Consider the following 21,619-nt stretch of genomic DNA (forward strand, 5'->3'; position numbering starts at 1 on the left):
GGGTTCTGCGTAGGCGCCGCCCGGCGGGAGTTCCTCGTCAGCGCCTCTTCGCCATCCGCTCCAGCTCGACCGCCCGCACGGTGGTCATGCTGAGGTGGCAGCCGCCGATGTTGAGCATGTCGATGGTGCCGCCGGTCAGGTCTTCCTGGCATTCGGCGTCGCGCCGCTTGATCCAGGCCCGCTGGACGGTGCGCAGCTTGGCCTGCTCGGCCTTGGATCGCCTGGCCATCACCGCCTTGTAGGCGCGGTTCAGGCGCGCGTCCTGTTTCTGGAGCTCTTCGTTGGTGCAGCCGGCCATGGCGGCGGTTACGCCCTTGATGGCGTCGCCGCTGTTCAAACAGCGGTCGTAGGCCGGCGAATATTCCTTCTGGGGGTCGATCGGATCCGAGGCGGCGAAGGCCGGCGGCGCGGCGATGGCCAGCAGCATCAGGCCGGGCGTCAGTCGTCGTAGCAGCATGCGGATCCTCGCTTTCGGCGGGCAGGATGACCCGCCGATCTCGACGCCTTCAAGGCGCCGCGCCGCTAGAGGTTCCTGGCGATCCGGTCGGCCAGCGGCGACATATCCCCGCCGTCGTCGTCGAACACGCCGATGTCCTCGCCCGTGACCTGGGCGAACAGGTCCTGCGCCGCCTGCGAGGTCGTCAGCAGGTCGAGCGCGGCCTCCGCCTCGTCGCCTGGCCAGCGGTCAAGCCGTGCGCCCAGCGCCTTCAGGCGCGCTTCGAACAGTTTCAGGTCCATAGCCACAGATCTTCTTCTGCCTCTGGAGTCTCGTCTTCAAGGTCTGCCGGCCCCGTTTCAGGAGCGAGCGGACCGCCTGTTCCGAGCAGCCCATGGCGTCGGCGATTCTACCGACCTCGAGCTCTTCGAAATAGAACAAAGTCAAAGCCTGGCGCTGGGTGTCCGGCAGCTTGCCCAGGGCCTGCTGAAGGGTCACGGCGACTTCCGACCGTTCGAGGTTGGCCAGGGCGTCGGCCTGCGCCGGCCCTTGCACCTCGGCGTCGGCCAGGCGGGTGATGACCTCCTGGCTTTCCGGCACGGCCTTGCGGACGCGGCGGCGGTCGATCGCCTTGTTGACCGCGATGCGGTGCAGCCAGGTCGAGAACCGCGCCTCCGGCGCCCAGCGCTCGCGGGCGCGCCAGGCGGCAACAAATGCCTCCTGAGCCGCGTCCTCGGCCTCCTGCACATCGCCCAGGACGTTCAAGGCCAGCCGCCGGACCATCCGCAGATGCCGGTCGACCAGCACCCGGAACGCCAGCTGGTCGCCCTCGCGGCAGGCCAGGAACAGGTCCTCGTCCGACCGCGCGTCCGCCAGCCCGAACTCGCCCGTCACAGTCATCGCTGAATTCGCCATGGCGATTACTCGCCTCCATCACTGTATCGCAATGGGATTGGCAAACAGCGTGCCATATATCAGATAACTACATTATTGAATTCACCCGATGCATTCCGAATACATCGGCGAGTTGCTATTTTTCAGAACGGAGTTCTTTGCAGAACGGACGCAACAAGTCGAGTACGATTTGATACGAATTCGACACATCTTTGCGGCGACTGGCGCGAACCATGCTGTCGAGCACGTACTGGTAGAAGCTGCGCAACGTCCTGCCGTCCGGTCCGGCGGCCGAGAAATCCAGGCTGGTCGACAGCACGGTGAGGATCTGGGTGGCGCGCATGGCGTGTCGGCACATTTGATCCAGCCGCCCCTGCTCGTGGGCGAATTTTGCCGAGCCGATCGCCCGATAGAGCTCCTCGTGCACCGAGGCCAGCACGTCGCGCGGGCTGGCGGTGAGGCGGCTGGAGGCCGCGTAGGCGCTGAACGCCTGGCTGTTAGTCGTCGTCATCGCTGCTGGCTCCGAGGATGGCCTTGATCTGCTCTTGAAGGATCTGGGCGGCGTAGAGCTCTGTCTCCATCGCCGAGTACTTCGCGATCAGCTTGGTGCGGTACGTCTCCGCGCTGTCGCGGATGCTTTCCGATTGCTCGGTCAGGTCGGCGTTGACCGTGTCGAGCGTGTTGATGCGCTGCTGGATCACGCCGGTGGTGGTGTTGGCGTAATCGCTCATCAGGCTGGTGATCAGGTTGGCGAAGCCCTGGGTGATCTGCACCGAGATCGTGCCGCTGGTCGGGTTGGCCAGGGCGAAGGACAGGCCCTCGTAGATCGACCCCGTCGCGCCGACGATGCGGCTGCCCGAGATCGTGAACAGGCTCGAGTCGCCGTCCACCGACACGCTGGAGATCGCCCCGTCGGTGACGGTGACCTCCAGGTCGAAGTCGTAGGACAGGGTGGTGTCGTTCTTCAGGAGCTTGAGGTTGCTGTCGCTGGCCTCGAACTTCGTCTCGAAGAAGGCCGCCACGCTGGACAGGTCGGTCAGCAGCAGGTTGTCGAGCGAGGTCTCGTCCGACAGCTCCAGCTGGTTGGCGCTGTTGAGCGTGATGCCCAGGGCCGACAGGTCGGTCAGCTCGTCGTCCGAGCCCGAACTACCGCCCAGCAGGGCGTTCAGCTGGCGATTGACGTCGCGCAGGATGCCGTCGGCGAACAGCACCGCGTCGTCGGCCACCGTGCCGTCGGCGCCCACCGTCTGGTTGGTGACGACGAAGGCCCGCAGGGCGTTGTAGGCGTCGATGAAGTCGGTGATCGCCGTCTTGATGTCGTCGTAGTTGGCCTCGATGTCGAGGGTGATGGTCTGGCCCGTCGTGGCCTGCATCAGCGAGATCGACAGGCCGGGAATGACGTCGGTCAGCTCGTTGCCGTCGCTCTCGATCTCGACGCCGTCGATCGTGACGATCGAAGGCTGGGCTGCCTGCAGCACATTGGCGAAGGCGCCCGTGCTGTCGGTCAGGCCCAGCGACTGGCCGATATCGTCGCCCGAGACCGACGACAGGGTGATCTGCTGGTTGGTGTCGCTGGTCGACATGACCAAGCGCGTGCCGGTCGAGCTGGTGATCAGGGTGGCGGTGACGCCGGTGGTCGAGGTCTTGGCGTTGATGGCCGCGGCGATGTCGCTGACCGTCATGGTCGAGGTGACGGTGATCTCGGCGGCGGCCCCGCCGTCGACGCCGATCGAGACCACGCCCGACAGACCAAGCGCCGTGCCGGCGGTCTGGGCGGTGGACGTCACCTTCATGGCCTTGGCCAGCTGGGTGACGGTGATTTCGTAGGAGGCCGCCACCGCGTCGCTGTCGGCGTCGACGGCGATCACCGAGGTGGCGTCCGTGCCGTCCGAAGCAGTGAGGTACGCGCTCTTCTCGTCGAAGGCGTTGGTGGTGGTCGTGACCGAGCTGTAGGTCGTGCCCGCCAGCGCGGTCATGGAATCCGAGATCGCCTGCAGCAGGGTCTGCAGCGACTGGTACGAGGCGATCTTGGTCTCGTTGGCCGTGACCTTGGCGTCGATGGTGTCGGCGCGGGCGGTCTTCTGGGCGACGGCCGCCTCGATCAGGGAGTCGGTGTCGAGGCCCGAGATCGTGCCGGTCAGATAGGTCGTCGAACCCGAGGTCGAGACGCTGCTGGTCGTCGTCATGGCAATGTCCGGAAAGTCGGCGGGAGAGCCTTAAAGGGGCTCCCCCGCCAGTCTGCAGGACGACGGGAGCCAGGCCCCCGCCATCGCGACACGAGCGACTACTGCAGCAACTTCAGAAGCGACTGGCTCATCGAGTTGGCCTGGCTGAGGGCCGAAATCGCTGCGCTGGTCAGGGTCTGAGCGTTGGTGAAGTTGGTCTGCTCGGCGGCGATGTCCACGTCGGTGATCGCCGACGCCGCCGACTCCAGGTTCTCGAGCGACGTGGAGATCACGTCGCCGCGGAACTCGAAGCGCGACAGGGTGGCGCCGACGTCGGCGCGCATTTTCGAGACCGCCGTGATCGCCGAGTCGATCTCGTCCATGGCAGCGACGGCGTCGCTGGTGGAGGTGATCGAGGTGACGGTCAGGTTCAGCCCCGTGGTGTTGGCCTCACCCAGCTCGACCTTGATGACATCGGTGCTGGACGTGCCGACCATGAAATCCACGCCCGTGCCTTCGGTGTAGTTGCTGTCACCGTTGAGCAGAGTGACGCCGTTGAAGGTCGTCGTCTCGGCGATGTCGTTGATTTCCTCGGTCAGCTGCTCGTACTCGGCGCTGATGTACGACAGGTCGGCAGTGCTCGACGTCCCCGACTGGGCCTGGGCCGTCAGGGAGTTCATGCGCTGCAGGATGTCGGCGATGTTCGACAGGGCGCCGTCCGCGGTGTTCAGCACCGAAGTGCCGCTGGTCACGTTGGTGGCGGCCTGGTTGAGCACGGTGATGTCGGCGTTCATGGACGTCGCGATGGCGAGGCCGGAGGCGTCGTCCTTCGCGCTGACGATCCGCGAACCGCTCGACAGCTTCGCCAGGGATTCGCTCTGCGCGGCCGAATTGTTGTTCAGGTAGCGCAGGGCGGTGTTGGCGGCCGTGTTGGTGGAGATAACAGGCATGTTCTAGTCCGGTTCTCTGTCTGGAGTCCGCCCGGGGGAGAGTCCGGTCGGGAAGCTGTCCGCCGTTCTGACGGCCTGGCTTCGACGGGTTGAACGGGACGTCCGCCGACGATGGGGCGGATTATTTTTCGCCCCCGGCCCCCTCTCTCTTTGAGAGAGGGAGGGGCCCGCCGCGGAGCGGTGGGAGGGTGAGAGGTTTCACCGCTCACCGGCAAACCCACACACGCGCGAGCAAAATTCAAATCACCGGAAGCGCGCAACGCCCGCGCCTCATCCTGAGAGATTGTAACCTCTCACCCTCTCATGGCTGCGCCATGGGCCCCTCCCTCTCTCGATGAGAGAGGGGGTCAGGCCAACCAAAAATAATCCGCCCCATCCGGCGCGGAGCCTCCGTTGAACCCGTCGATCGGCGCCCAGAGCGACCGGACCGCTTCACCGGAGGGCTTTCTCCATGACCACCGTCTCCTCGGCGACGAGCACCAGCACGACCAGCTCCAGCAGCTCGTCCGGCACGCTGCAGCTTGGCACCACCGACTTCCTGAAGCTGCTGATGACGCAGCTGACCAACCAGAACCCGCTCGATCCGACCGATCCGACCGAGTTCACCAGCCAGCTGGCGACCTATTCGTCGCTCGAGCAGCAGATCAACATGAACGACACGCTGACGACGATGTCGGACAACATGTCGTCGCTGCTGACCCAGGTTCAGCTGCTCGCCTCGGCCTCGGAATAGGGGGCCGCGAGCATGAGCCTGTCCTCCGCCCTCTCGACCGCCGTCTCGGGCCTGTCCGCCCAGAGCATCGCCCTGTCGGCGATCTCCGAGAACATCGCCAACGCCTCGACCACCGCCTACAAGACGACGGAAGTGTCGTTCCAGTCGCTGGTCAGCGGCGCCATGGGCACCAACACCTCGACAAGCTCGGTGGTAGCCAAGACCAACCAGGCGCTGAACGTCACCGGCGCCATCTCCTCGACCAGCGTGGCGACCAACATCGCCATCGACGGCTCGGGCTATTTCGTGGTCGCGGCCAACGCCGGCGACACCGGCAGCGACCTCGTCTACAGCCGCAACGGCAGCTTCTCGACGGACGCCAACGGCTATCTGGTCAATAGCGAAGGCTATTACCTGATGGGCTATCCCACCGACTCCGACGGCAACGTCCTGGCGTCGAACACCAGCGACCTGACCAGCCTGTCGGCGATCAACCTCGACTCGATCAGCGGCACGGCCAAGGCCACCTCGACGGTGAGCATGGCCGCCAACCTGCCGGCCGACGCCACGACGGGCCAGAGCTTCGACACCAGCATGGAGGTCATCGACTCCCTGGGCGTCAGCCACACCGTCGGCCAGACCTGGACCAAGACCGGCGACAACACCTGGTCGCTGACCCTGTCGGACCCGACCCTGACCAAGGACAGCGCCACCACCTCGGGCACGATCAGCCCCAGCACCGTGACGGTGACCTTCAATTCCGACGGCAGCCTGGCCACGACCGACCCGTCGCCGGTCAACATCAGCATCACGGGCCTGTCGACCGGCGCGGCCGACAGCGCCATCGTGCTGGACCTCGGCTCGACGGGCGGCACCGACGGCCTGACCCAGTACGCCTCGACCTCCTCGACCCTGTCGATCAGCCCGACCTTCGAGCAGGACGGCGCCAACTACGGCGAGCTGTCGGGGATCAGCATCGACGAGAGCGGCCTGGTCACGGCCAATTTCGACAACGGGGTCAGCCTGGCGATCTACCAGATCCCGGTCGCCACCTTCAGCAACCCCAACGGCCTGACCCACGTCTCGGGCACGGTCTATGACGAGAACACCGCCGCCGGCCAGGTGCACCTGAACCTGCCGGGCGAAGGCAACGCCGGCAGCCTGGTGGCCAGCGCGCTGGAGGGCTCGACCACCGACACGGCGACCGAGTTCAACAAGATGATCATCGCCCAGCAGGCCTATTCGGCCGCCTCGCAGGTGATCAGCGCCACCAGCGACATGTTCGACACCCTGATCCAGGCGGTCCGGTGAGCGTCATGGGCACGATCGAACGCCTGCACACCCGCGCCCAGAAGGCCCGCCGCGATCCCAAGACGCCCGTGGTCTCGTCGGTCGAGGAGGCCCGCGCCCTGGCCCGCAGCATCGCCGAAGGCCTCTCGGCCCTTTCGGACGACCAGCGGCTGCTCATGCTGTCGAACCTGCAAGAGGTGCAGGCGACGCTGGAAGACCGCATGGCCAGCCTGGAGACCGAGATGGCCCAGGAGCGCGTGCGCATCCAGGCGGTGAACCGCGGCCTGAACGCCCAGGCCGGCTATCGCGGCGGGGTGGCGTCGCTGCGCGACCACCGGCGCCGCAAGGACTGACGCCATGTCGCTGTCGTCGATCATCAGCTCGGCCTCGTCGGCCCTGTCGACCGCGCAGATGCAGATCGCGGTGGCCAACGCCAACGTGGCCAACGCCGACGACCTGACCTACACGCGCAAGACGGTCAGCACGAGCGCGACCACGGCCCTGAACTCGGCCTCCAGCGCCACCGTGCAGCGGGCGGCCGACACCTATCTGGCCAAGACCGTGGTCAAGACGGCGTCGGCCTCGGGCTACGCCTCGACGATCGACACCTACATGCAGTCCTACGACGCCGTGCTCGGCTCGGTGGACAGCGGCGACGACCTTTCCAGCCTGCTCGACGCCTTCTCCAGCGCCCTGACCAGCCTGTCGGCCAGCGCCGACAGCGATACGGCCAAGGCCGCGACGGTCTCGGCCGCCTCGGCCCTGGCGGCGGGGATCAGCAGCCTGTCGGCCTCGATCCAGGACCTGCGCACCCAGGCCAACGCCGAGATCGCCACCACGGTCGACACCATCAACTCGACCCTGTCGACCCTGGCCTCGCTGAACGACCAGATCGTCTCGATCACCGCCCAGGGCGGCGACGTCACGGCCCTGCAGGACCAGCGCGACGCGGCCCTGACCAGCCTGTCGGGCCTGATCGGGGTCAGCAGCTACACCACCTCCGACAACCGGCTGGTGGTCTACACCACCGGCGGCGACCAGCTGCTGGGCACGACGGCGGCCAAGCTCTCGTACACCGCCTCCAGCACGCTTTCCTCGACCAGCGTCTATCCGACCTCGATCGCGGGGATCACGCTGAACGGCAAGGACGTCACCGAAAGCCTCGACTCCGGCCAGCTGGGCGCGCTGGTGACCCTGCGCGACGAGACGCTGGTGGGCGAGCAGGCCGAGCTCGACGCCCTGGCCTCGACGCTGATCGACCAGGTCAACGCCATCACCAACGCCGGCTCGGCCACGCCCGCGCCGACCAGCCTGACGAGTTCGTCCAGCGTTTCCGGCTCGGACACCTTCTCGGCTAGCGGCACGCTGCGGGTGGCCGTGGTCGATTCCAGCGGCTCGACGGTCTCGACCCAGGACATCGACCTGTCGGCCTACTCCACCCTGGCCGATCTCGTCAGCGCGCTGGACGCCGTCGACGGCCTGTCGGCGAGCATCGGCTCGGACGGCAAGCTGTCGATCACCGCCGACAGCAGCGCCAACGGCGTCGCCCTGGGCGACATCGGCGCCTCGGTCGGCGCGTCGGCGCAGGGCTTCTCGGACTATTTCGGCTTCAACGACCTGTTCTCGGGCTCGACCGCCGCCGACATCGCCGTCTCGTCCAGGCTGTCGGGCGACTACGGCCTGCTGGCCACGGCGGCCCTCGACACCACCTCGACCCTGGCGGCCGGCGACCGGGCCCTGTCGACCTCCGACAGCGCCACGATCGACAAGCTTTCAGCGATGCTGTCGGGGACGCTGAGCTTCGCCGCCGCCGGCGACCAGGGCGCCAAGACCGTCAGCCTGTCGTCCTATGCCGCAAGCTTCGTCTCGGGCGCGGCCACCCTCGTCTCCAACGCCTCGTCCAGCGCCGCCAGCGCCCTGTCGACCTACGAGGCGGCGACCACGCGCCTGCAGAACACCACCGCCGTCAATGTCGACGAGGAACTGGCCCTGCTAACGACCTACCAGTCGCAGTACGAGGCCAACGCCCAGCTCGTCTCGATGGTGCAGGAGCTGTTCGACACCCTGATCCAGATGGTGAACTGACCATGATCAGCCGCATCGCCACCTTCGGCCATTCGACGACCATGCTGGCCGCCAGCCTCAAGGTGCAGGCCAAGCTGGCCGACCAGCAGGCCCAGACGGCCTCGGGCCTGAAGTCGACCACCTACGGGGGCCTGGGCAGCAACACCGGCAGCCTGCTGCGCCTGTCCAGCCAGAGCAGCGCCCTCACGGCCGAGAACGCCGCCGCCCAGACGGCCACCGCCTATGTCAACGCCGCCTATTCGGCGCTGGGCGACATCGCCGACCTCGCCACCACCATCAAGACCCAGCTGGCCTCGATGATCTCGAGCACGACGATCGACTCGGCCACCACCGCCCAGTACGCGACCAATTGGCTGAACGACCTGCAGGCGCTGATGAACAGCACCTCGGGCGGGACCTACCTGTTCTCGGGCACGGCCGGCGACACGGCCGCCGCCGACTTCAGCGACGCCGACTGGGACGCCTCGGCCGGCGTCGACGCCGACTACTACCAGGGCTCGTCGGCCACGCGGACCTTCACCACCACCGACGGCCAGACCATCGACCTGTCGGTCTCGGGCGGCTCGGCGGCGTTCGAGAAGCTGGCCCGCGCGCTGTCGATGATCATCGCCTCGCCCGACGACAGCGACGTGGTCTCGTCCGCCTACGACCTGGCCGGCGAGGCCCTGACTGGGATCGGCTCGCTGCAGGAGCAGGTCTCGATCCAGGCCTCCACCCTCGACCGCCTGATCGAGCGCAACGAGGCCAAGATCGAGAGCATCGACACCCTGGCCTCCAACCTCAAGGACGCCGACCTCGCCGAGACCGCGGTCCTGGCCACCCAGTACGAGACCCAGCTGGAAGCCATGTACTCGATGATCTCCAGCCTCTCGTCGCTGAGCCTGACGAAGTATCTGTAGGGGATAGATGCTCCCCCTGAAGGGGGAGCTGTCGGCAAAGCCGACTGAGGGGGAAGCAACTGCGGCGCCGTTGACGCCCCCACCTGATCAGGAACTTCCCCCTCCGGCCCTTCGGGCCACCTCCCCCTTCAGGGGGAGGATCTTCGTCACCATTGCAAACCCGCAAGACCTCGACATACGCCGGCAGGATCGCCCGGCCACAAGGGCGGCTCGCCTGACCGGAGTCTCGATGCCCTCGCCCGTTTCACCCAGCCGTCGCGGCCTGCTGGCCCTGGCCGGCGCCGCGCCCTTCGCCGCCATCGCCGCCTCGGCCCGCCCCGTGGCGGCCGCCGAGACCGTCTGCGCGCTGACGCCCCAGGTCACCCAGGGCCCATACTGGTTCGATCCCAAGCTCGACCGCGCCGACATCACTGAGGGCAAGGCGGGCGCGCCCGTCACCGTGGCCCTGACCGTCGTCGACGGCGCCTGCCGGCCGCTGAAGGGCGCGCGGGTCGACATCTGGCACTGCGACGCGCAGGGGATCTATTCCGGCTACGAGGGCCAGGGCGACGACCACCGGACGGCCGCCAAGGGAGCGACCTTCCTGCGCGGGGCCCAGACCACCGACAGCGCCGGCAAGGTCGCCTTCAGGACCATCTGGCCCGGCTGGTACGAGGGCCGCACCCCGCACATTCACATCAAGGTGCACCTGGACGCGCGCACGGCCCTGACCGCCCAGCTGTTCGTGCCCGACGCCCTGTCGGAGTTCCTTTACGAGAACCTCACGGCCTACAAGCGCCCGCGGGCGCGCGACATGTTCAACCGCCAGGACGGCATCGCCCTGCAGGGCGGCGAGGCGATGGTGGCCAGCGTCAAGGAGGCCAAGGACGGCTACGTGCTGGCCCTGGTGCTGGGCGTCGACCCGGCCGCCGACTGGAAGGACGACGCGGGGATGGGGCCGGGCGGTCCCGGTGGTCCAGGCCGTCCGCCGCCCGGAGGGATGGGTCCGCCGCCCGGCGGCATGAACGGCCGCCCGCCCGGCCCGCCCCCCGGCGGCTTCCCCAATGGCGACCCGCCAGGCGGCGGTCCCCCGCATCACGAAGCCCCCACCGGCGAGGCGCGGCTGAAGGCGATCGTGCCAGGGGTCTGAGATCCTCCCCCCTGAAGGGGGAGGTGGCCCGAAGGGCCGGAGGGGGAAGCGGCTGCTGACGCGCCGCATTCACTTCCCCCTCAGTCGCTCCGCGACAGCTCCCCCTTCAGGGGGAGCATCTTTCGCGCTTCCCTCCCCCGCCCAGCCAAGCCATCCTCCCGCCAAACGGCCGTTCGGCCCACGAGGGGATGGAAATGCACAAGACGATCTGGGCCGCGCTGGCGGTCTCCGCGGGGCTGGCCGCAAGCGCCTGCGCCCAGCCGGCGCCGGTCGGTCCGCAGCCGAAGAACGACTACAGCCAGGACGCCGCCTGGCTGTGCCGCCCCGGCCGCCAGGACGCCTGCGCCCAGGACCAGACCGCCACCATCGTCGCCGCCGACGGGTCGACCAGGGTCGAGCCGTTCAAGGCCGATCCCAAGGCGCCGATCGACTGCTTCTACGTCTATCCGACCGTGTCGACCGACCCGGGCGGCAACAGCGACATGACCATCGATCCGGCCGAGACGATCGTCGCCGAGCAGCAGCTGGCGCGCTTTGGCCAGGTCTGCCGCACCTTCGCGCCGATGTACCGGCAGGTGACCCTGGCGGCCCTGCGCCAGGTGATGCAGGGCAAGCCTTCGCCCGGCGACGAGAACCTCGCCTATGGCGACGTGCTGGACGCCTGGAAGGACTATCTGGCCCGCGACAACGGCGGCCGCGGCGTCGTGCTGATCGGCCACTCGCAAGGCTCGCGCCTGCTGCTGCGCCTGCTGGCCGAGGAGGTCGACGGCAAGCCGGTCCAGAAGCAGCTGGTCTCGGCCCTGATCCTGGGCATGAACACCCCGATCGATCCGGCGACCGACGCCTATGGCGACATCAAGATGTGCCGCAAGCCGGGCCAGACCGGCTGCATCGTCAGCTACGTGTCGTTCCGCGCCTCGAGCCCGCCGGCCGAGCCGGCCTTCTTCGGCAAGGCGACGCCGGACGGCAAGCGCGCGGCCTGCGTGAACCCGGCGGCCCTGGCGGGCGGCGAGGCGCCGCTGCACGGCTATTTCAGCGACCGCACCATCGCCGGCGCGCCGCGCAAGACGCCCTGGGTGAAGGGCAAGGACGTCACGACGACCTTCGTCTCGACGCCGGGCCTGGTGAGCGCCGAATGCGCGACGAGCGGCCCCTACGACTACCTGGCCATCAAGGTCCACGGCGACCCGGCCGACCCGCGCGTCGACGACATCCCCGGCGACCTGATGGTGCTGGGCTCGCCGCTCAAGGCCTGGGGCCTGCACCTGGTGGACGTCAACCTGGCCATGGGCGACCTGGTGGCGCTGGTCGGGGCGCAGGGCGAGGGGTGGAAATAGCAGAACTTCCCCTCTCCCCTTGTGGGAGAGGGAGGCCGGGTGAGGGGTCGCACTTACAGAAACGCTGCGAAAGCCGATCAGCTTTCGCAGCGTTTTGCGTTTGAGAGACCCCTCATCCGTCGGCTATCGCCGACACCTTCTCCCGCAAGGGGAGAAGGATCCGGATCATTTCCCCGTCACGCCCTTGAAGATCCCCATACCCAGCACGAGGACGACGAGGAACACCACCAGGAACAGGAAGAACAGGATCTTGGCGACGCCGGCCGCCGCGCCGGCGATGCCCGTGAAGCCCAGCGCGCCGGCGATGATGGCGACGACGGCGAAGATCAAAGCCCATTTCAGCATGGGAAAGCTCCTTGCACTTGGCCCGCGCGATGCGGGCTTTGCAGGATCAACGTCGCCTTGGCGCGCGTCGTTCCTTGTGTTCGGAGGCCTGCGCCGCTAACTCCAAAGCCATGGCCGCCAAGCCCGAGAACCCGACCGAACCCTTCAAGCGCGCCCTGGCGCACGCCGCCCGCTCGCTCGCCGAGACGCCGGACCTTGAGATCGTGTTTTCGGGCGAGTCGCCGGGCCTGGTGGGCAACCGGGCGGTGCTGCCGCATCCGCCGCGCGACCTGTCCGGCCCCGAAGCCGCCCGCCTGCGCGGCATGGCCGACCAGATCGCCCTGCGCCTGGCCCACCACGATCCCTCGACCCACGCCCGCTCGCGCCCAGCCGCGCCCGACGCCCAGGCGATCTACGAGTCGCTGGAGCAGGCCCGCATCGAGGCCATCGGCGCCAACGCGCTGGGCGGGGTGCGCGCCAACCTGACGACGGTGCTGGAGACCCGCCTCGAAAAGCAGGGCCTGACCCGCGCCGTCGCCTTCGACCGCAACAACGCCCCCATGGCCGAGATCCTGGGCCTGATGGTGCGCGAGCGCCTGACCGGCGACGCCCCGCCCGATGGCGCGAAAGCCCTGGTCGAGATCCTGCGCGCCGACATCGAGAACAAGGCCGGCAAGGACCTCGACCGCCTGGCCGCCGCCGTCGGCGACCAGGCCGCCTTCGCCAAGGTCACCCGCCAGATCCTGCGCGACCTCGACCTGGGCGACGACGTCAACGACGCCACCGAATCCTCCGACGAGGACGAGGGCGACGACGACAATCCGACCGACACCGCCGACGACGATCAGGGCGACGGCGAAGGCGAGCAGACCGACGGCTCCTCGCCGCAGGAAAGCGAGGCCTCCGATCGCGAAAGCCAGGCCGGCGACGAGGAGATCGTCCAGTCCGAGCAGGAAGGCGAGCCGCAGGACAGCGAGGACACGCCCGACATGGGCGACGGCGCCAAGCCCGCCCGCCCCGACTCGTCGGCCGACAAGGGCGGCGAGCCGGCCTACAAGGTGTTCACCACGGCCTATGACGAGGTGGTCTCGGCCGAGGAGCTGTGCGATCCGGACGAGCTGACGCGCCTGCGGGCCTATCTCGACCAGCAGCTTTCGGCCCTGTCCAGCGTGGTCTCGCGCCTGGCCAACAAGCTGCAGCGCCGCCTGCTGGCCCAGCAGAACCGCGCCTGGACCTTCGACCTCGAGGAAGGGATGCTCGACGTCGCCCGCCTGACGCGGGTGATCATCGACCCCACCGCGCCGCTGTCGTTCAAGCAGGAAGAGGACCAGGAGTTCCGCGACACCGTCGTGACCCTGCTGATCGACAATTCCGGCTCGATGCGCGGCCGGCCGATCATGGTCGCGGCCGTCTGCGCCGACATCCTGGCCCGCACGCTTGAGCGCTGCGGCGTCAAGACCGAGGTGCTGGGCTTCACCACCCGCGCCTGGAAGGGCGGGACCAGCCGCGACGAGTGGATCAAGGCCGGCAAGCCGCCCTCGCCCGGCCGCCTGAACGACCTGCGCCACATCGTCTACAAGGCCGCCGACGCGCCCTGGCGCCGGGCTCGCAAGAACCTCGGTTTGATGATGCGCGAGGGGCTGCTGAAGGAGAACATCGACGGCGAGGCCCTGATGTGGGCGCACCAGCGGATCATCGGCCGGCCCGAAGCCCGCCGCATTCTGATGGTGATTTCCGACGGCGCGCCGGTGGACGACTCCACCCTCAGCGTGAACTCGGGTCACTATCTGGAGCGGCATTTGCGGCAGGTCATCGCCGAGATCGAGGGCAAGAGCCCGGTCGAGCTGATCGCCATCGGCATCGGCCACGACGTGACCCGCTACTACCGCCGCGCCGTCACCATCGTCGACGTCGAGCAGCTGGGCGGGGTGCTGGTCGAGCAACTGGCCGCCCTGTTCGACGAGGAGCCGCGCACGGCCGTGCGGGCGCGCGGCCTGCTGCCGCCGCCGCCCACGGTCGTCCCCTCCGCCCCCAAGGCCGCGCGCAAGGCTCCCGCGTGATCGGACTGCGCAGCCTGCTCGTCCTGGGCCTGGCCGGCGGCATGCTAGCCCAGTGCGGGCCCAAGCCCGCCCCGCCGCCGCCCGTCGTGCTGCCCGCCGCGCCGGTCAAGGTCGGCCCCGAGATCGGCCTGACCGCCACGCCCGTGCCGCTGAACGCCACGGACGCGACCCAGACGGCCGTGGGCCGCTTCGTCTATGCCGGCGGCCTGCACGTCACCAGCGCCGACACCAGCCGGCTGCACGGCCTGTCGGACCTGATCCTCACCGACGACAACGGCCTGGAGGCGATCACCGACGACGGCGACCGCTTCTCGGCCAAGCTGGTGCTTGATGCGAACGGCCGGCTGGTCGGCCTGACCAACGGCAAGCTGTCGCCGCTGCTGGGCGTCGACGGCGAGGGCCTGCGCGGCAAGACCGAAGGCGACGCCGAGGGCCTGGCCCGCCTGCCCAACGGCGAGCGCCTGGTCAGCTTCGAGCGCGATCACCGCATCTGGCGCTACGCCGTCGGCGCCGACGGCCAGTGGAGCCGCCCCGCCGTCGCTCCCAAGCCGGCCACCGTCTTCCCCGACAACGAAGGCATGGAGGCGATCACCGCCTATCCGGCCGCCGGCCCCGACGCCTATCTCGTCGGCGGCGAGGAGGGCGAGGCCTGGCTGTGCCGGCTGTCGACCAGCTGTCAGTCGATCGCCCCGCAGACGCCCAACGACTTCACCTGGGGCCTGTCGGGCTTCGCCGCCTTCGAGGGCAAGGCGCTGGCCACCCTGCACCGCGCCTACGACCCCGTGCGGGGCTGGCGCGCCCAGGTGCGGTTCCTGCCCGATCCCCTGCTGCCCGCGGCCAAGCAGTATCCGCTGGCCACGCTGATGCTGGACGGCGCGGTCACCCGCGACAATTTCGAGGGCCTCGCCCTGGCCGCCGGTCCGGGCGGCGCCACGCGGATCTACCTGCTGTCGGACGACAACGGCGGCTCGATGAACCAGCGCACCCTGCTGCTGGCCTTCGACTGGACCCCGCCGCCGCCAGCGCCGCCCGCCCCGGCCCCGCCGCCCAAGCGCAAGCGCAAGCGCCGCTGAGGCCGGACCTCAACCGCCGGTGACGATCTCGAACGCCGCGCCGGGACCGGCGGCCGCGTTCAGCGCCGACAGCACGACATCGATGCGGTGGGCGAAGGCCTGTCGCCTCTGGCCTTCCGTCAGGGCGAACAGCATGCCGATCGGCTGGTAGGTCTCGTTGGTCAGAAGCGCGCCGGTGTCGCCCGGCAGGAAGAACGGCGCCTGGTCGTCGGCGACCGTGACGCAATCGGTGAACAAGCAGGATTCGCCGTTGCCGTATTCGACTCGGATCTGGGCCATCACCAGGTCGATGACGCCCATCGTGGCGCCGGATGTCCGGCCGCTCTTGCGCACGCGCGCGAGCGGCGCCGGGGCGACCGCGGGCATGACGATCGGTGCGAAGCTCCCGACGCCGGTCATGATCCGGGGATCGACGGCCACCGACACCTCGGCCGCCGCCACATCGGCCTGGGGCGTCTGGCCTCCGGCGCTCAGCACGCCGGCATAGGAAAGCCTGGCGATCGTGGACTGCGACACGTTTCCGTCCTCGAACGACTGCTGCTGCACGTCGGGCCCTCCGACGAAGCCGTTGAGCTCCGGATCGAGCACGTGACGACAGGACACCATGAGGGGCCGCTGCGAAGGCTCGCCCTGGTTGCGGACGTAGAAGCCCAGCGTGCCGCTGTAGTTCGTATGGAGCGGCGCTATTGAGACGCCGCAAGGGGGACGGGCGAAACTGCGGGTGAAGGGCGCGGCCGCGGCGGCCATCGGCTGGGGGCCGGCCAGGATCTTGCCGACCTCCTCCACGTGCACGGGCAGGCCGGCCAGCATCGACGGGGCCTGGAACGCCTGGGCGTCCTGCGCCACCTGCAGCACGATGGAGGGCTTGGGCGCTTGGCCTCCCTCCGCCGCGCGCAGGCCCAGACCCACGCTCACGGCGGCGACCCGTCCGGCCGCATGGTCCTGGCGCAGCGCCTCGAAGCCATGCCACAACGCGTGGAAAGCCCCCTCATCGCAGACATGCGCTCCGAAGCTGTCCAGATCCCTCTGATAGCTGGACGATTGTCCGATCATCCCCAGCGCCCCCGCACCCTCAACGCGTGGATGAAACTCGCCGAGGCTCGCGCGAAAGACAATGGTCAAGCCGCGACGGCGATCCCACTTTCCCGTTCCCTCGCCGCGGATCGGCGGCCGGGCGGGGCTCTGCCGCCGTGGCGCCGCATCGCAACAGGACCGTCCCGTCGATTGCCGAAACTCGGGTCCAGCCTGTCTGGCCACGCTAGAGAAAAGGGATAATTTCACCTGAAACTAACCGGTTTCGAGGTGCTCATTTGCTGCTCAACGTGCCTTTTGCGCACACAGCTTTCGTGGGCGTCGTAAAAAATTGACGCTCGAAGTCAAAAAGCCGCTTGATATGACAACGCTGTCAGCACTATTAGTTTCGTGACGGCGACGAACTGGCGAGATCCGGTCGGCCGTCAGAGGAACGCATCGGGAGGAGGTTGATCCCAACCCCCTTTCCGGAATGACTGAAATGCAACGTGTGTTTGTTCTGGCCGCTTCGGCCATCGCTCTCCTGAGCGCCCCCGCCGCCTTCGCCGGTGAAGTCACCGTCAAGGTCGCCGGCCGCACCACCGCCGCCGTGCACGCCGACATCGTCAAGGCCGCCACCTCGGTGTGCCAGGAAGACAACGGCTCGACCACCTACGGCGCCGACGTGCTGCCCTACTGCATCCGCGACGTGGCCCGCGCCGCCGTCGAAAAGGTCGGCAGCCCGACCCTGACCGCCTACGACAAGACCCAATGGCGCCCGAACGGTCTGATCAAGACCGCCTCGGCCCGCTAAGCGCAGCAAAGCCTTAGCCCATCGGGACCAGAGCCCGCGGAGCCCCCGCTCCGCGGGCTTTTGCTTGTCTGGAAGGCGAGTTGTGACACCGGTAACAAGCGCGTGGAATCAATGACTTCGCCCGGAAGTTGCGGCAACATGACTGTTGATAACTGATCAGCGATGAGCTAAGGCTGTTCTCCGGCGACAGAGCGGGCGAGATCCTGGACCAGTCGCCGGAGGAACGCGTCGGGAAGCGGTCGATCTGAACCGTGCGCTTGAAAGCGCCGCCCGACCTGGAATCCATCCCGATGATCCGCTCCGCCGCTCTCGCTCTCTCCGCCCTGGCCCTGCTGGCCGCCGCTCCGGCCGGCGCCGCCGAAGTCCGCGTCAAGGTCGCCGGCCGCGCCGCCGCCGACGTCCGCGCCGACATCGTCAAGGCCGCCTCGACCGTCTGCTGGCAGGACGTCCGCGGCGAGTCGCTGGCCATGTACCTGTACCCGGCCTGCGTCCGCTCGTCGGTCAACGACGCCGTGACCAAGCTCGGCAACGCCGACCTGATCGCCTACAACGCCGCCAACCCGGCCAAGCCGCTGGAAGTGGCCGCCCGCTAAGGCGACCAGCCCTTCCGAGGCTTCAAGAGCCGCCGTCGCCCTGCGACGGCGGCTTTTTGCTGGGCGTCGCGACGGATCGGAGCGGCCGCGATCCGCTACAGCCCCTCATTCCCGCCCTGAAACCGGGGACCTCCACCGCTACCGACACAGCCCCGATAAGCGGACGGATTTGATGTTGCTATGGGTGGAAAGCTGCCCCCCTTGGCCGTATAGTGCAGTTATGAGTTCCCGTCCGTGGATCGCGACGAGCCGTCGAGGAACGGCTCGAATTATTGACCCGACCTGATCATCAGGTCGGGCTTTTCGCGATTTTCACGACAAGGCGGCGCGCGCGCCGGAACACCTGGAATCTCACATGTCACAAGCGACGCTGCACATGCTGTGCGGAAAAATGGCGGCTGGGAAATCGACCCTCACGGCTGAACTGAGCCACGCGCCGTCGACGGTTGTCCTAAGCGAGGATTTTTGGCTCGCCCGTCTATTCGGTCCGGATATGAAGGACGTGGCTGATTACGTCCGCTATTCGAAGCGACTGCGTGAGGTCATCGGCCCCCATGTCCAAGAGCTATTGCGGCAGGGCGTGTCCGTCGTGCTGGACTTCCCAGCCAATACCCTCGCCACACGCGCTTGGATGAAAACTCTTTTTGAAGAAGCGCAAGCCGATCACTGCCTGCACTTCCTCGATGTGCCGGATGAGGTCTGTAAGGCGCGGCTACGAGCGCGCAACGCCGTCGGGAACCACGACTTCGCGCCATCCGACGCGGAGTTCGATTTGATCACCAGCTACTTCGTTCCCCCTTCAGAAGCGGAGGGGTTCAAGGTGGTCCGCTGTTAGGCCGCTTCGGGTCGTGAACCGAAGTTGGCTCCGCCACCTGTTTCGGACGGTCAGATCGATGTCGCCAGCAAGTGTCTGTCTTGGTCAACTCCCGCCCTTGCGGCGGGGAATGCGCCACGACCTGCAAGGCTGGCTTTCGCCCCATGGCGGACTTACGAGGCTTGCACGCTGACAACGCCTGGATGATGGTCCGATCCGGAGGTGGCGGCTTGGATGAATAGGTTAGGCGCCTTCGGACTGATCGCGGCGGCTTTGGTCGGGTCCGTGGCGACCGTCTACGCGAGTTTTCGCGAGACCCCGTTCTTCCCTGAGTCCTTCCAGACCACCGTGGGGGAGTGCCCCAAGAACAGGGACTTCCCCGCCCACCGGCGGCCGATCCTCGTACGGGACGAGGCTTCATGGTTCGCCGGTCAGTTGTTGGACCTGCACGAGGCCCCGCTCGCTCAGACGGGCGCGGGCCAGCCAACGCTCCGGTTCTCAATGTTGAATGGCGGTGCGCGAACGGTCACGGTCCGGGTGACGGAAGTCAAAGGCGGACGCCTGCATCTGACGGCCAAGTGGTTGCCAGGTTCGGCGGTCTGCGCAGACAAGCAGGGATGCGTCGTAGAGAAGCTGCTGTCGCCTTCGGAGCAGGCGCGACTGGAAGCCGCCGTGGCGCCGTTCCTGGCGGCGCCGTCCTATGGATGTGACGGCGCGGTCGATGCCGGCGTTTCCGTCTTGGAAGCAAGCCAGGGGGACACATACCGCATCTGGCACCAACGATCGCGGCCGACGGACGATGTGAGAGCCGCAGGCCACGCCTTTCTCCAGCTGGCCGGATGGCCGCTGGCCGACGAGCTCAGATAACCGCCCCCTTGGCTGACGGCGCGCGAACTGGCCTGGATCGAGGGCGGGAATGACGGCCTTGAAGGAAACGCGAAAAAGCCCGCCAGGCGAACCTGGCGGGCTTTTCGTCATCGGCTGCCAATCCCGAGGACTGGAGGGCCGAAAGGCTTAGGCGGCTTGCGCGGCGGCCTTGGCCTTGGCCTTCACCTGGGCCTTGATCTTCAGGGCGCGCGGCGACAGCTGCTCGTCCTTGGCGCCGAGCAGGAACACGTCCAGGCCGCCCTTGAAGTCCAGGGTGCGCAGGGCAGCGTTGCTGATGCGCAGCTTGAAGGATTGACCCAGCGATTCCGACTGCAGCGTGGCAGGCGACAGAGCCGGCAGGAAGCGGCGCTTGGTCTTGATGTTCGAGTGGCTCACGTTGTGGCCGATCATCGGACCGACGCCCGTGAGTTCGCAACGGCGCGACATGACGAGTACCTTGGGCTAGGCGAAGCCGAAGGCCCCGCGAACATAATGTCAGGCGCGCTTCCGGACAGGTCCGCCGCGCGAGAGGGGGCGATATAGGCGATGGAGCCCAGCAGAGTCAAGGCGCATGGGCTTGAACGCTCGCCATCACCCTGCCTTCAATCGCGGTTCATCTGCGCCTCCTTATATACGCGGCCATGAAGGAGTTCGACCGCATGCGTCTCATCGCCCTCGCCGCCCCCGCCCTCGCCGCTTCCCTGGCCGCCCTGGCGGTGGGATTCGCCGCGACCGCACCGGCGAAGGCGGCCGCCCCGAAGTCGACGATTCTGCCCGGCCACTGGGAGTACAGCTACCGGATCGGCATCATCCCGGCCGGCAGCGAGGACAAGTGCATCAAGCCGGCCGACGCCGCCCAGTTCTCCAAGGGCATCTGCACCCGCCGCTACAAGTGCGACTACACGACCAACCAGGTCGACGACGGCAAGATCGCGCTGAAGGGCACGTGGACCGACAAGAAGGGCCGCGTGGCTCCCGTCAGCGCCAAGGGCAGCTACACCCCCGAGAGCTTCAAGCTCGACGTGAAGATGAAGACCGTCAACGGCCTGCCGATCGCCGGCGAGATGAAGGCCAAGCGCCTGGCCGCCACCTGCCCCGCCGACGTGGACTGACCGCCCGCCGGGGCTTCACCGAACGCCCCCTCGCGGAACGCCTTTGTGGTTAACCGGCGTTAAGCTACAATAGCTTGTAGGGAACAAATCCCGAATTGGCCGGTGTCAGCGATTCGGTCCCGATTCGTTTCGCGCGCGTTCCCGCGCTTCAAGCCTTGCCGTTAACTTGGCTGTGGACGCCCGCCGGTTACCCCCAGCAAGTCGCGCCCGACCCGCAACCTTGCGGCGCGCCATCGTGGCGCTCCACCTTGACGATTGACAGCGACCGACGCTCCGACCGAGCCTTGCGCCTCACGCAATGACCAAGGGCGGGGACGATGCACGAGCAGGAAGACAACACCATCTACACCGTGGTCGTGAACCACGAGGAGCAGTACTCGATCTGGCCGGCCGACCGCGAACCGCCGCTGGGCTGGCAAAGCACCGGCTTTTCCGGCCTCAAGAGCCAATGCCTGGACTACATCAAGGAAGTCTGGACCGACATGCGCCCCAAAAGCCTGCGCGAGGCCATGGCCCGCGAGGGGCGCTGAAGCCGCCTACTCGGCGGCCACCTTCACCGCGACGGCTTCCAGCGCCTGGGCCACGGTCGGGCCGGGGTCGTCGTGGATCACCCGCGACAGGTCGCGACCGTCGACCACCTGGCCGCAGGCCTCGCAGGCCAGCTTGGGGTGGAAGTCGCAGCCGCAGGCCTTATGCACGAAGTGCACGGGGCCCGCGCCCACGCCATAGACGTGGCGATCGCCCCACTCGGCCATGGTCAGCAGCACGTTCGACAGGTCGCGCCCCTTGGCGGTCAGCACGTATTCGTGGCGCGGCGGCCGTTCCGAATAGCGACGCGTCTCCATCACCCCGTAGCCGACCAGGCTTTTCAGCCGCGCGGCCAGCACGTTGCGCGCCACGCCCAGCCGCTCCTGCCATTGCTCGAAGCGCCGCACGCCCTGGAAGGCGTCGCGCAGGATCAGCAGGGTCCAGGGATCGCCCACCACCTCGAGGGTGGCGGCGATGGCGCAGCGTTGCTGGCTATAGTCGGCGGTGCGGCCCATGCCGCGAAAGT

The 21,619-nt window shown here is 67.8% G+C and carries 25 protein-coding genes; 15 read left to right on the forward strand and 10 right to left on the reverse strand.

Annotated features, from left to right (window positions below):
* Positions 1-37 precede the first annotated feature (37 nt).
* The 6 genes from G5B46_RS08660 to G5B46_RS08685 form a co-directional block, all read right to left on the reverse strand.
* Positions 38-457, reverse strand: coding sequence for a lysozyme inhibitor LprI family protein (locus tag G5B46_RS08660; protein WP_165257803.1), 420 nt, complete (start codon positions 455-457; stop codon positions 38-40).
* A 65-nt stretch (positions 458-522) separates the two neighbouring features.
* Positions 523-738 carry a hypothetical protein gene (locus G5B46_RS08665; RefSeq protein ID WP_165257806.1) on the reverse strand — a complete coding sequence of 72 codons (216 nt, stop codon included), beginning with the start codon at positions 736-738 and terminating at the stop codon, positions 523-525.
* Complete coding sequence (locus G5B46_RS08670) at positions 686-1,336, reverse strand: sigma-70 family RNA polymerase sigma factor (protein ID WP_165258341.1); 651 nt, start codon at positions 1,334-1,336, stop codon at positions 686-688. Before G5B46_RS08670 ends, G5B46_RS08665 begins: the two co-directional genes overlap by 53 nt.
* Positions 1,337-1,466: 130 nt before the next feature.
* Positions 1,467-1,841 carry a flagellar protein FliS gene (locus G5B46_RS08675; RefSeq protein WP_165257808.1) on the reverse strand — a complete coding sequence of 125 codons (375 nt, stop codon included), beginning with the start codon at positions 1,839-1,841 and terminating at the stop codon, positions 1,467-1,469.
* Positions 1,828-3,516, reverse strand: coding sequence for a flagellar filament capping protein FliD (fliD, locus tag G5B46_RS08680; RefSeq protein WP_165257811.1), 1,689 nt, complete (start codon positions 3,514-3,516; stop codon positions 1,828-1,830). Before fliD ends, G5B46_RS08675 begins: the two co-directional genes overlap by 14 nt.
* A 98-nt stretch (positions 3,517-3,614) precedes the next feature.
* Positions 3,615-4,445, reverse strand: coding sequence for a flagellin (locus tag G5B46_RS08685; RefSeq protein WP_101720057.1), 831 nt, complete (start codon positions 4,443-4,445; stop codon positions 3,615-3,617).
* A 451-nt stretch (positions 4,446-4,896) separates the two neighbouring features.
* Between G5B46_RS08685 and G5B46_RS08690 the strand changes: the two genes are divergently transcribed.
* The 7 genes from G5B46_RS08690 to G5B46_RS08720 all read left to right on the forward strand — a co-directional run bounded on the left by G5B46_RS08690 (position 4,897) and on the right by G5B46_RS08720 (position 11,897).
* Entirely contained in the window at positions 4,897-5,178 is a 282-nt protein-coding gene (locus G5B46_RS08690) for a flagellar hook capping FlgD N-terminal domain-containing protein (protein ID WP_101720058.1), read from the forward strand.
* A gap of 12 nt (positions 5,179-5,190) precedes the next feature.
* Positions 5,191-6,468: a flagellar hook protein FlgE gene (gene flgE, locus G5B46_RS08695; RefSeq protein WP_165257813.1), complete on the forward strand. Its 1,278-nt coding sequence runs from the start codon at positions 5,191-5,193 to the stop codon at positions 6,466-6,468.
* 5 nt (positions 6,469-6,473) lie between these two features.
* Positions 6,474-6,800, forward strand: a complete 327-nt coding sequence (locus G5B46_RS08700) for a hypothetical protein (protein ID WP_165257816.1) — start codon at positions 6,474-6,476, stop codon at positions 6,798-6,800.
* Positions 6,801-6,804: 4 nt separating this feature from the next.
* The gene (flgK, locus tag G5B46_RS08705) at positions 6,805-8,532 is read left to right on the forward strand and encodes a flagellar hook-associated protein FlgK (RefSeq protein WP_165257818.1); all 1,728 of its coding nucleotides are present in this window, start codon (positions 6,805-6,807) and stop codon (positions 8,530-8,532) included.
* A gap of 2 nt (positions 8,533-8,534) precedes the next feature.
* A complete protein-coding gene (locus G5B46_RS08710; RefSeq protein WP_165257820.1) occupies positions 8,535-9,431 on the forward strand; it encodes a flagellin in 897 nt (298 codons plus the stop codon).
* A gap of 229 nt (positions 9,432-9,660) precedes the next feature.
* Positions 9,661-10,560 (forward strand): intradiol ring-cleavage dioxygenase, encoded by a 900-nt coding sequence (locus G5B46_RS08715; protein ID WP_165257822.1) that lies wholly within the window; start codon positions 9,661-9,663, stop codon positions 10,558-10,560.
* A gap of 194 nt (positions 10,561-10,754) precedes the next feature.
* Positions 10,755-11,897, forward strand: a complete 1,143-nt coding sequence (locus tag G5B46_RS08720; RefSeq protein ID WP_165257825.1) for a DUF3089 domain-containing protein — start codon at positions 10,755-10,757, stop codon at positions 11,895-11,897.
* Positions 11,898-12,062: 165 nt separating this feature from the next.
* Here G5B46_RS08720 and G5B46_RS08725 read toward each other — a convergent pair whose 3' ends face one another.
* On the reverse strand, positions 12,063-12,242 hold the full coding sequence (locus G5B46_RS08725) for a DUF1328 family protein (protein ID WP_101720065.1): 180 nt from the start codon (positions 12,240-12,242) through the stop codon (positions 12,063-12,065).
* 110 nt (positions 12,243-12,352) lie between these two features.
* Here G5B46_RS08725 and cobT point away from each other — a divergent pair, with 110 nt between their 5' ends.
* Entirely contained in the window at positions 12,353-14,281 is a 1,929-nt protein-coding gene (gene cobT / locus G5B46_RS08730; RefSeq protein WP_165257827.1) for a cobaltochelatase subunit CobT, read from the forward strand.
* Positions 14,278-15,354, forward strand: a complete 1,077-nt coding sequence (locus tag G5B46_RS08735; protein ID WP_165257829.1) for an esterase-like activity of phytase family protein — start codon at positions 14,278-14,280, stop codon at positions 15,352-15,354. The genes cobT and G5B46_RS08735 overlap by 4 nt, the downstream gene beginning before the upstream one ends.
* Before the next feature lie 9 nt (positions 15,355-15,363).
* On the opposite strand, the gene G5B46_RS08740 is transcribed toward G5B46_RS08735, so the two are convergent.
* Positions 15,364-16,407, reverse strand: a complete 1,044-nt coding sequence (locus G5B46_RS08740) for a hypothetical protein (RefSeq protein WP_165257832.1) — start codon at positions 16,405-16,407, stop codon at positions 15,364-15,366.
* Positions 16,408-16,867: 460 nt separating this feature from the next.
* Between G5B46_RS08740 and G5B46_RS08745 the strand changes: the two genes are divergently transcribed.
* The 4 genes from G5B46_RS08745 to G5B46_RS08760 all read left to right on the forward strand — a co-directional run bounded on the left by G5B46_RS08745 (position 16,868) and on the right by G5B46_RS08760 (position 19,453).
* Positions 16,868-17,179, forward strand: a complete 312-nt coding sequence (locus tag G5B46_RS08745) for a hypothetical protein (protein WP_058346490.1) — start codon at positions 16,868-16,870, stop codon at positions 17,177-17,179.
* Between the two features lie 290 nt (positions 17,180-17,469).
* The gene (locus G5B46_RS08750; protein WP_116567998.1) at positions 17,470-17,772 is read left to right on the forward strand and encodes a hypothetical protein; all 303 of its coding nucleotides are present in this window, start codon (positions 17,470-17,472) and stop codon (positions 17,770-17,772) included.
* A gap of 355 nt (positions 17,773-18,127) precedes the next feature.
* On the forward strand, positions 18,128-18,607 hold the full coding sequence (locus G5B46_RS08755; RefSeq protein WP_165257834.1) for an ATP-binding protein: 480 nt from the start codon (positions 18,128-18,130) through the stop codon (positions 18,605-18,607).
* Positions 18,608-18,871: 264 nt separating this feature from the next.
* Entirely contained in the window at positions 18,872-19,453 is a 582-nt protein-coding gene (locus G5B46_RS08760) for a hypothetical protein (RefSeq protein ID WP_165257836.1), read from the forward strand.
* Positions 19,454-19,600: 147 nt separating this feature from the next.
* On the opposite strand, the gene rpmB is transcribed toward G5B46_RS08760, so the two are convergent.
* Positions 19,601-19,900, reverse strand: coding sequence for a 50S ribosomal protein L28 (gene rpmB / locus G5B46_RS08765; protein ID WP_101715328.1), 300 nt, complete (start codon positions 19,898-19,900; stop codon positions 19,601-19,603).
* Between the two features lie 212 nt (positions 19,901-20,112).
* Between rpmB and G5B46_RS08770 the strand changes: the two genes are divergently transcribed.
* Positions 20,113-20,565 (forward strand): DUF3617 family protein, encoded by a 453-nt coding sequence (locus tag G5B46_RS08770; RefSeq protein ID WP_165257838.1) that lies wholly within the window; start codon positions 20,113-20,115, stop codon positions 20,563-20,565.
* A gap of 317 nt (positions 20,566-20,882) precedes the next feature.
* A complete protein-coding gene (locus tag G5B46_RS08775; RefSeq protein ID WP_165257841.1) occupies positions 20,883-21,095 on the forward strand; it encodes an MbtH family NRPS accessory protein in 213 nt (70 codons plus the stop codon).
* Between the two features lie 6 nt (positions 21,096-21,101).
* On the opposite strand, the gene G5B46_RS08780 is transcribed toward G5B46_RS08775, so the two are convergent.
* Positions 21,102-21,608, reverse strand: a complete 507-nt coding sequence (locus G5B46_RS08780; RefSeq protein ID WP_116568002.1) for a helix-turn-helix domain-containing protein — start codon at positions 21,606-21,608, stop codon at positions 21,102-21,104.
* Positions 21,609-21,619 lie beyond the last annotated feature (11 nt).

The organism is Caulobacter sp. 602-2 (assembly GCF_011043625.1).
GTDB lineage: Bacteria > Pseudomonadota > Alphaproteobacteria > Caulobacterales > Caulobacteraceae > Caulobacter.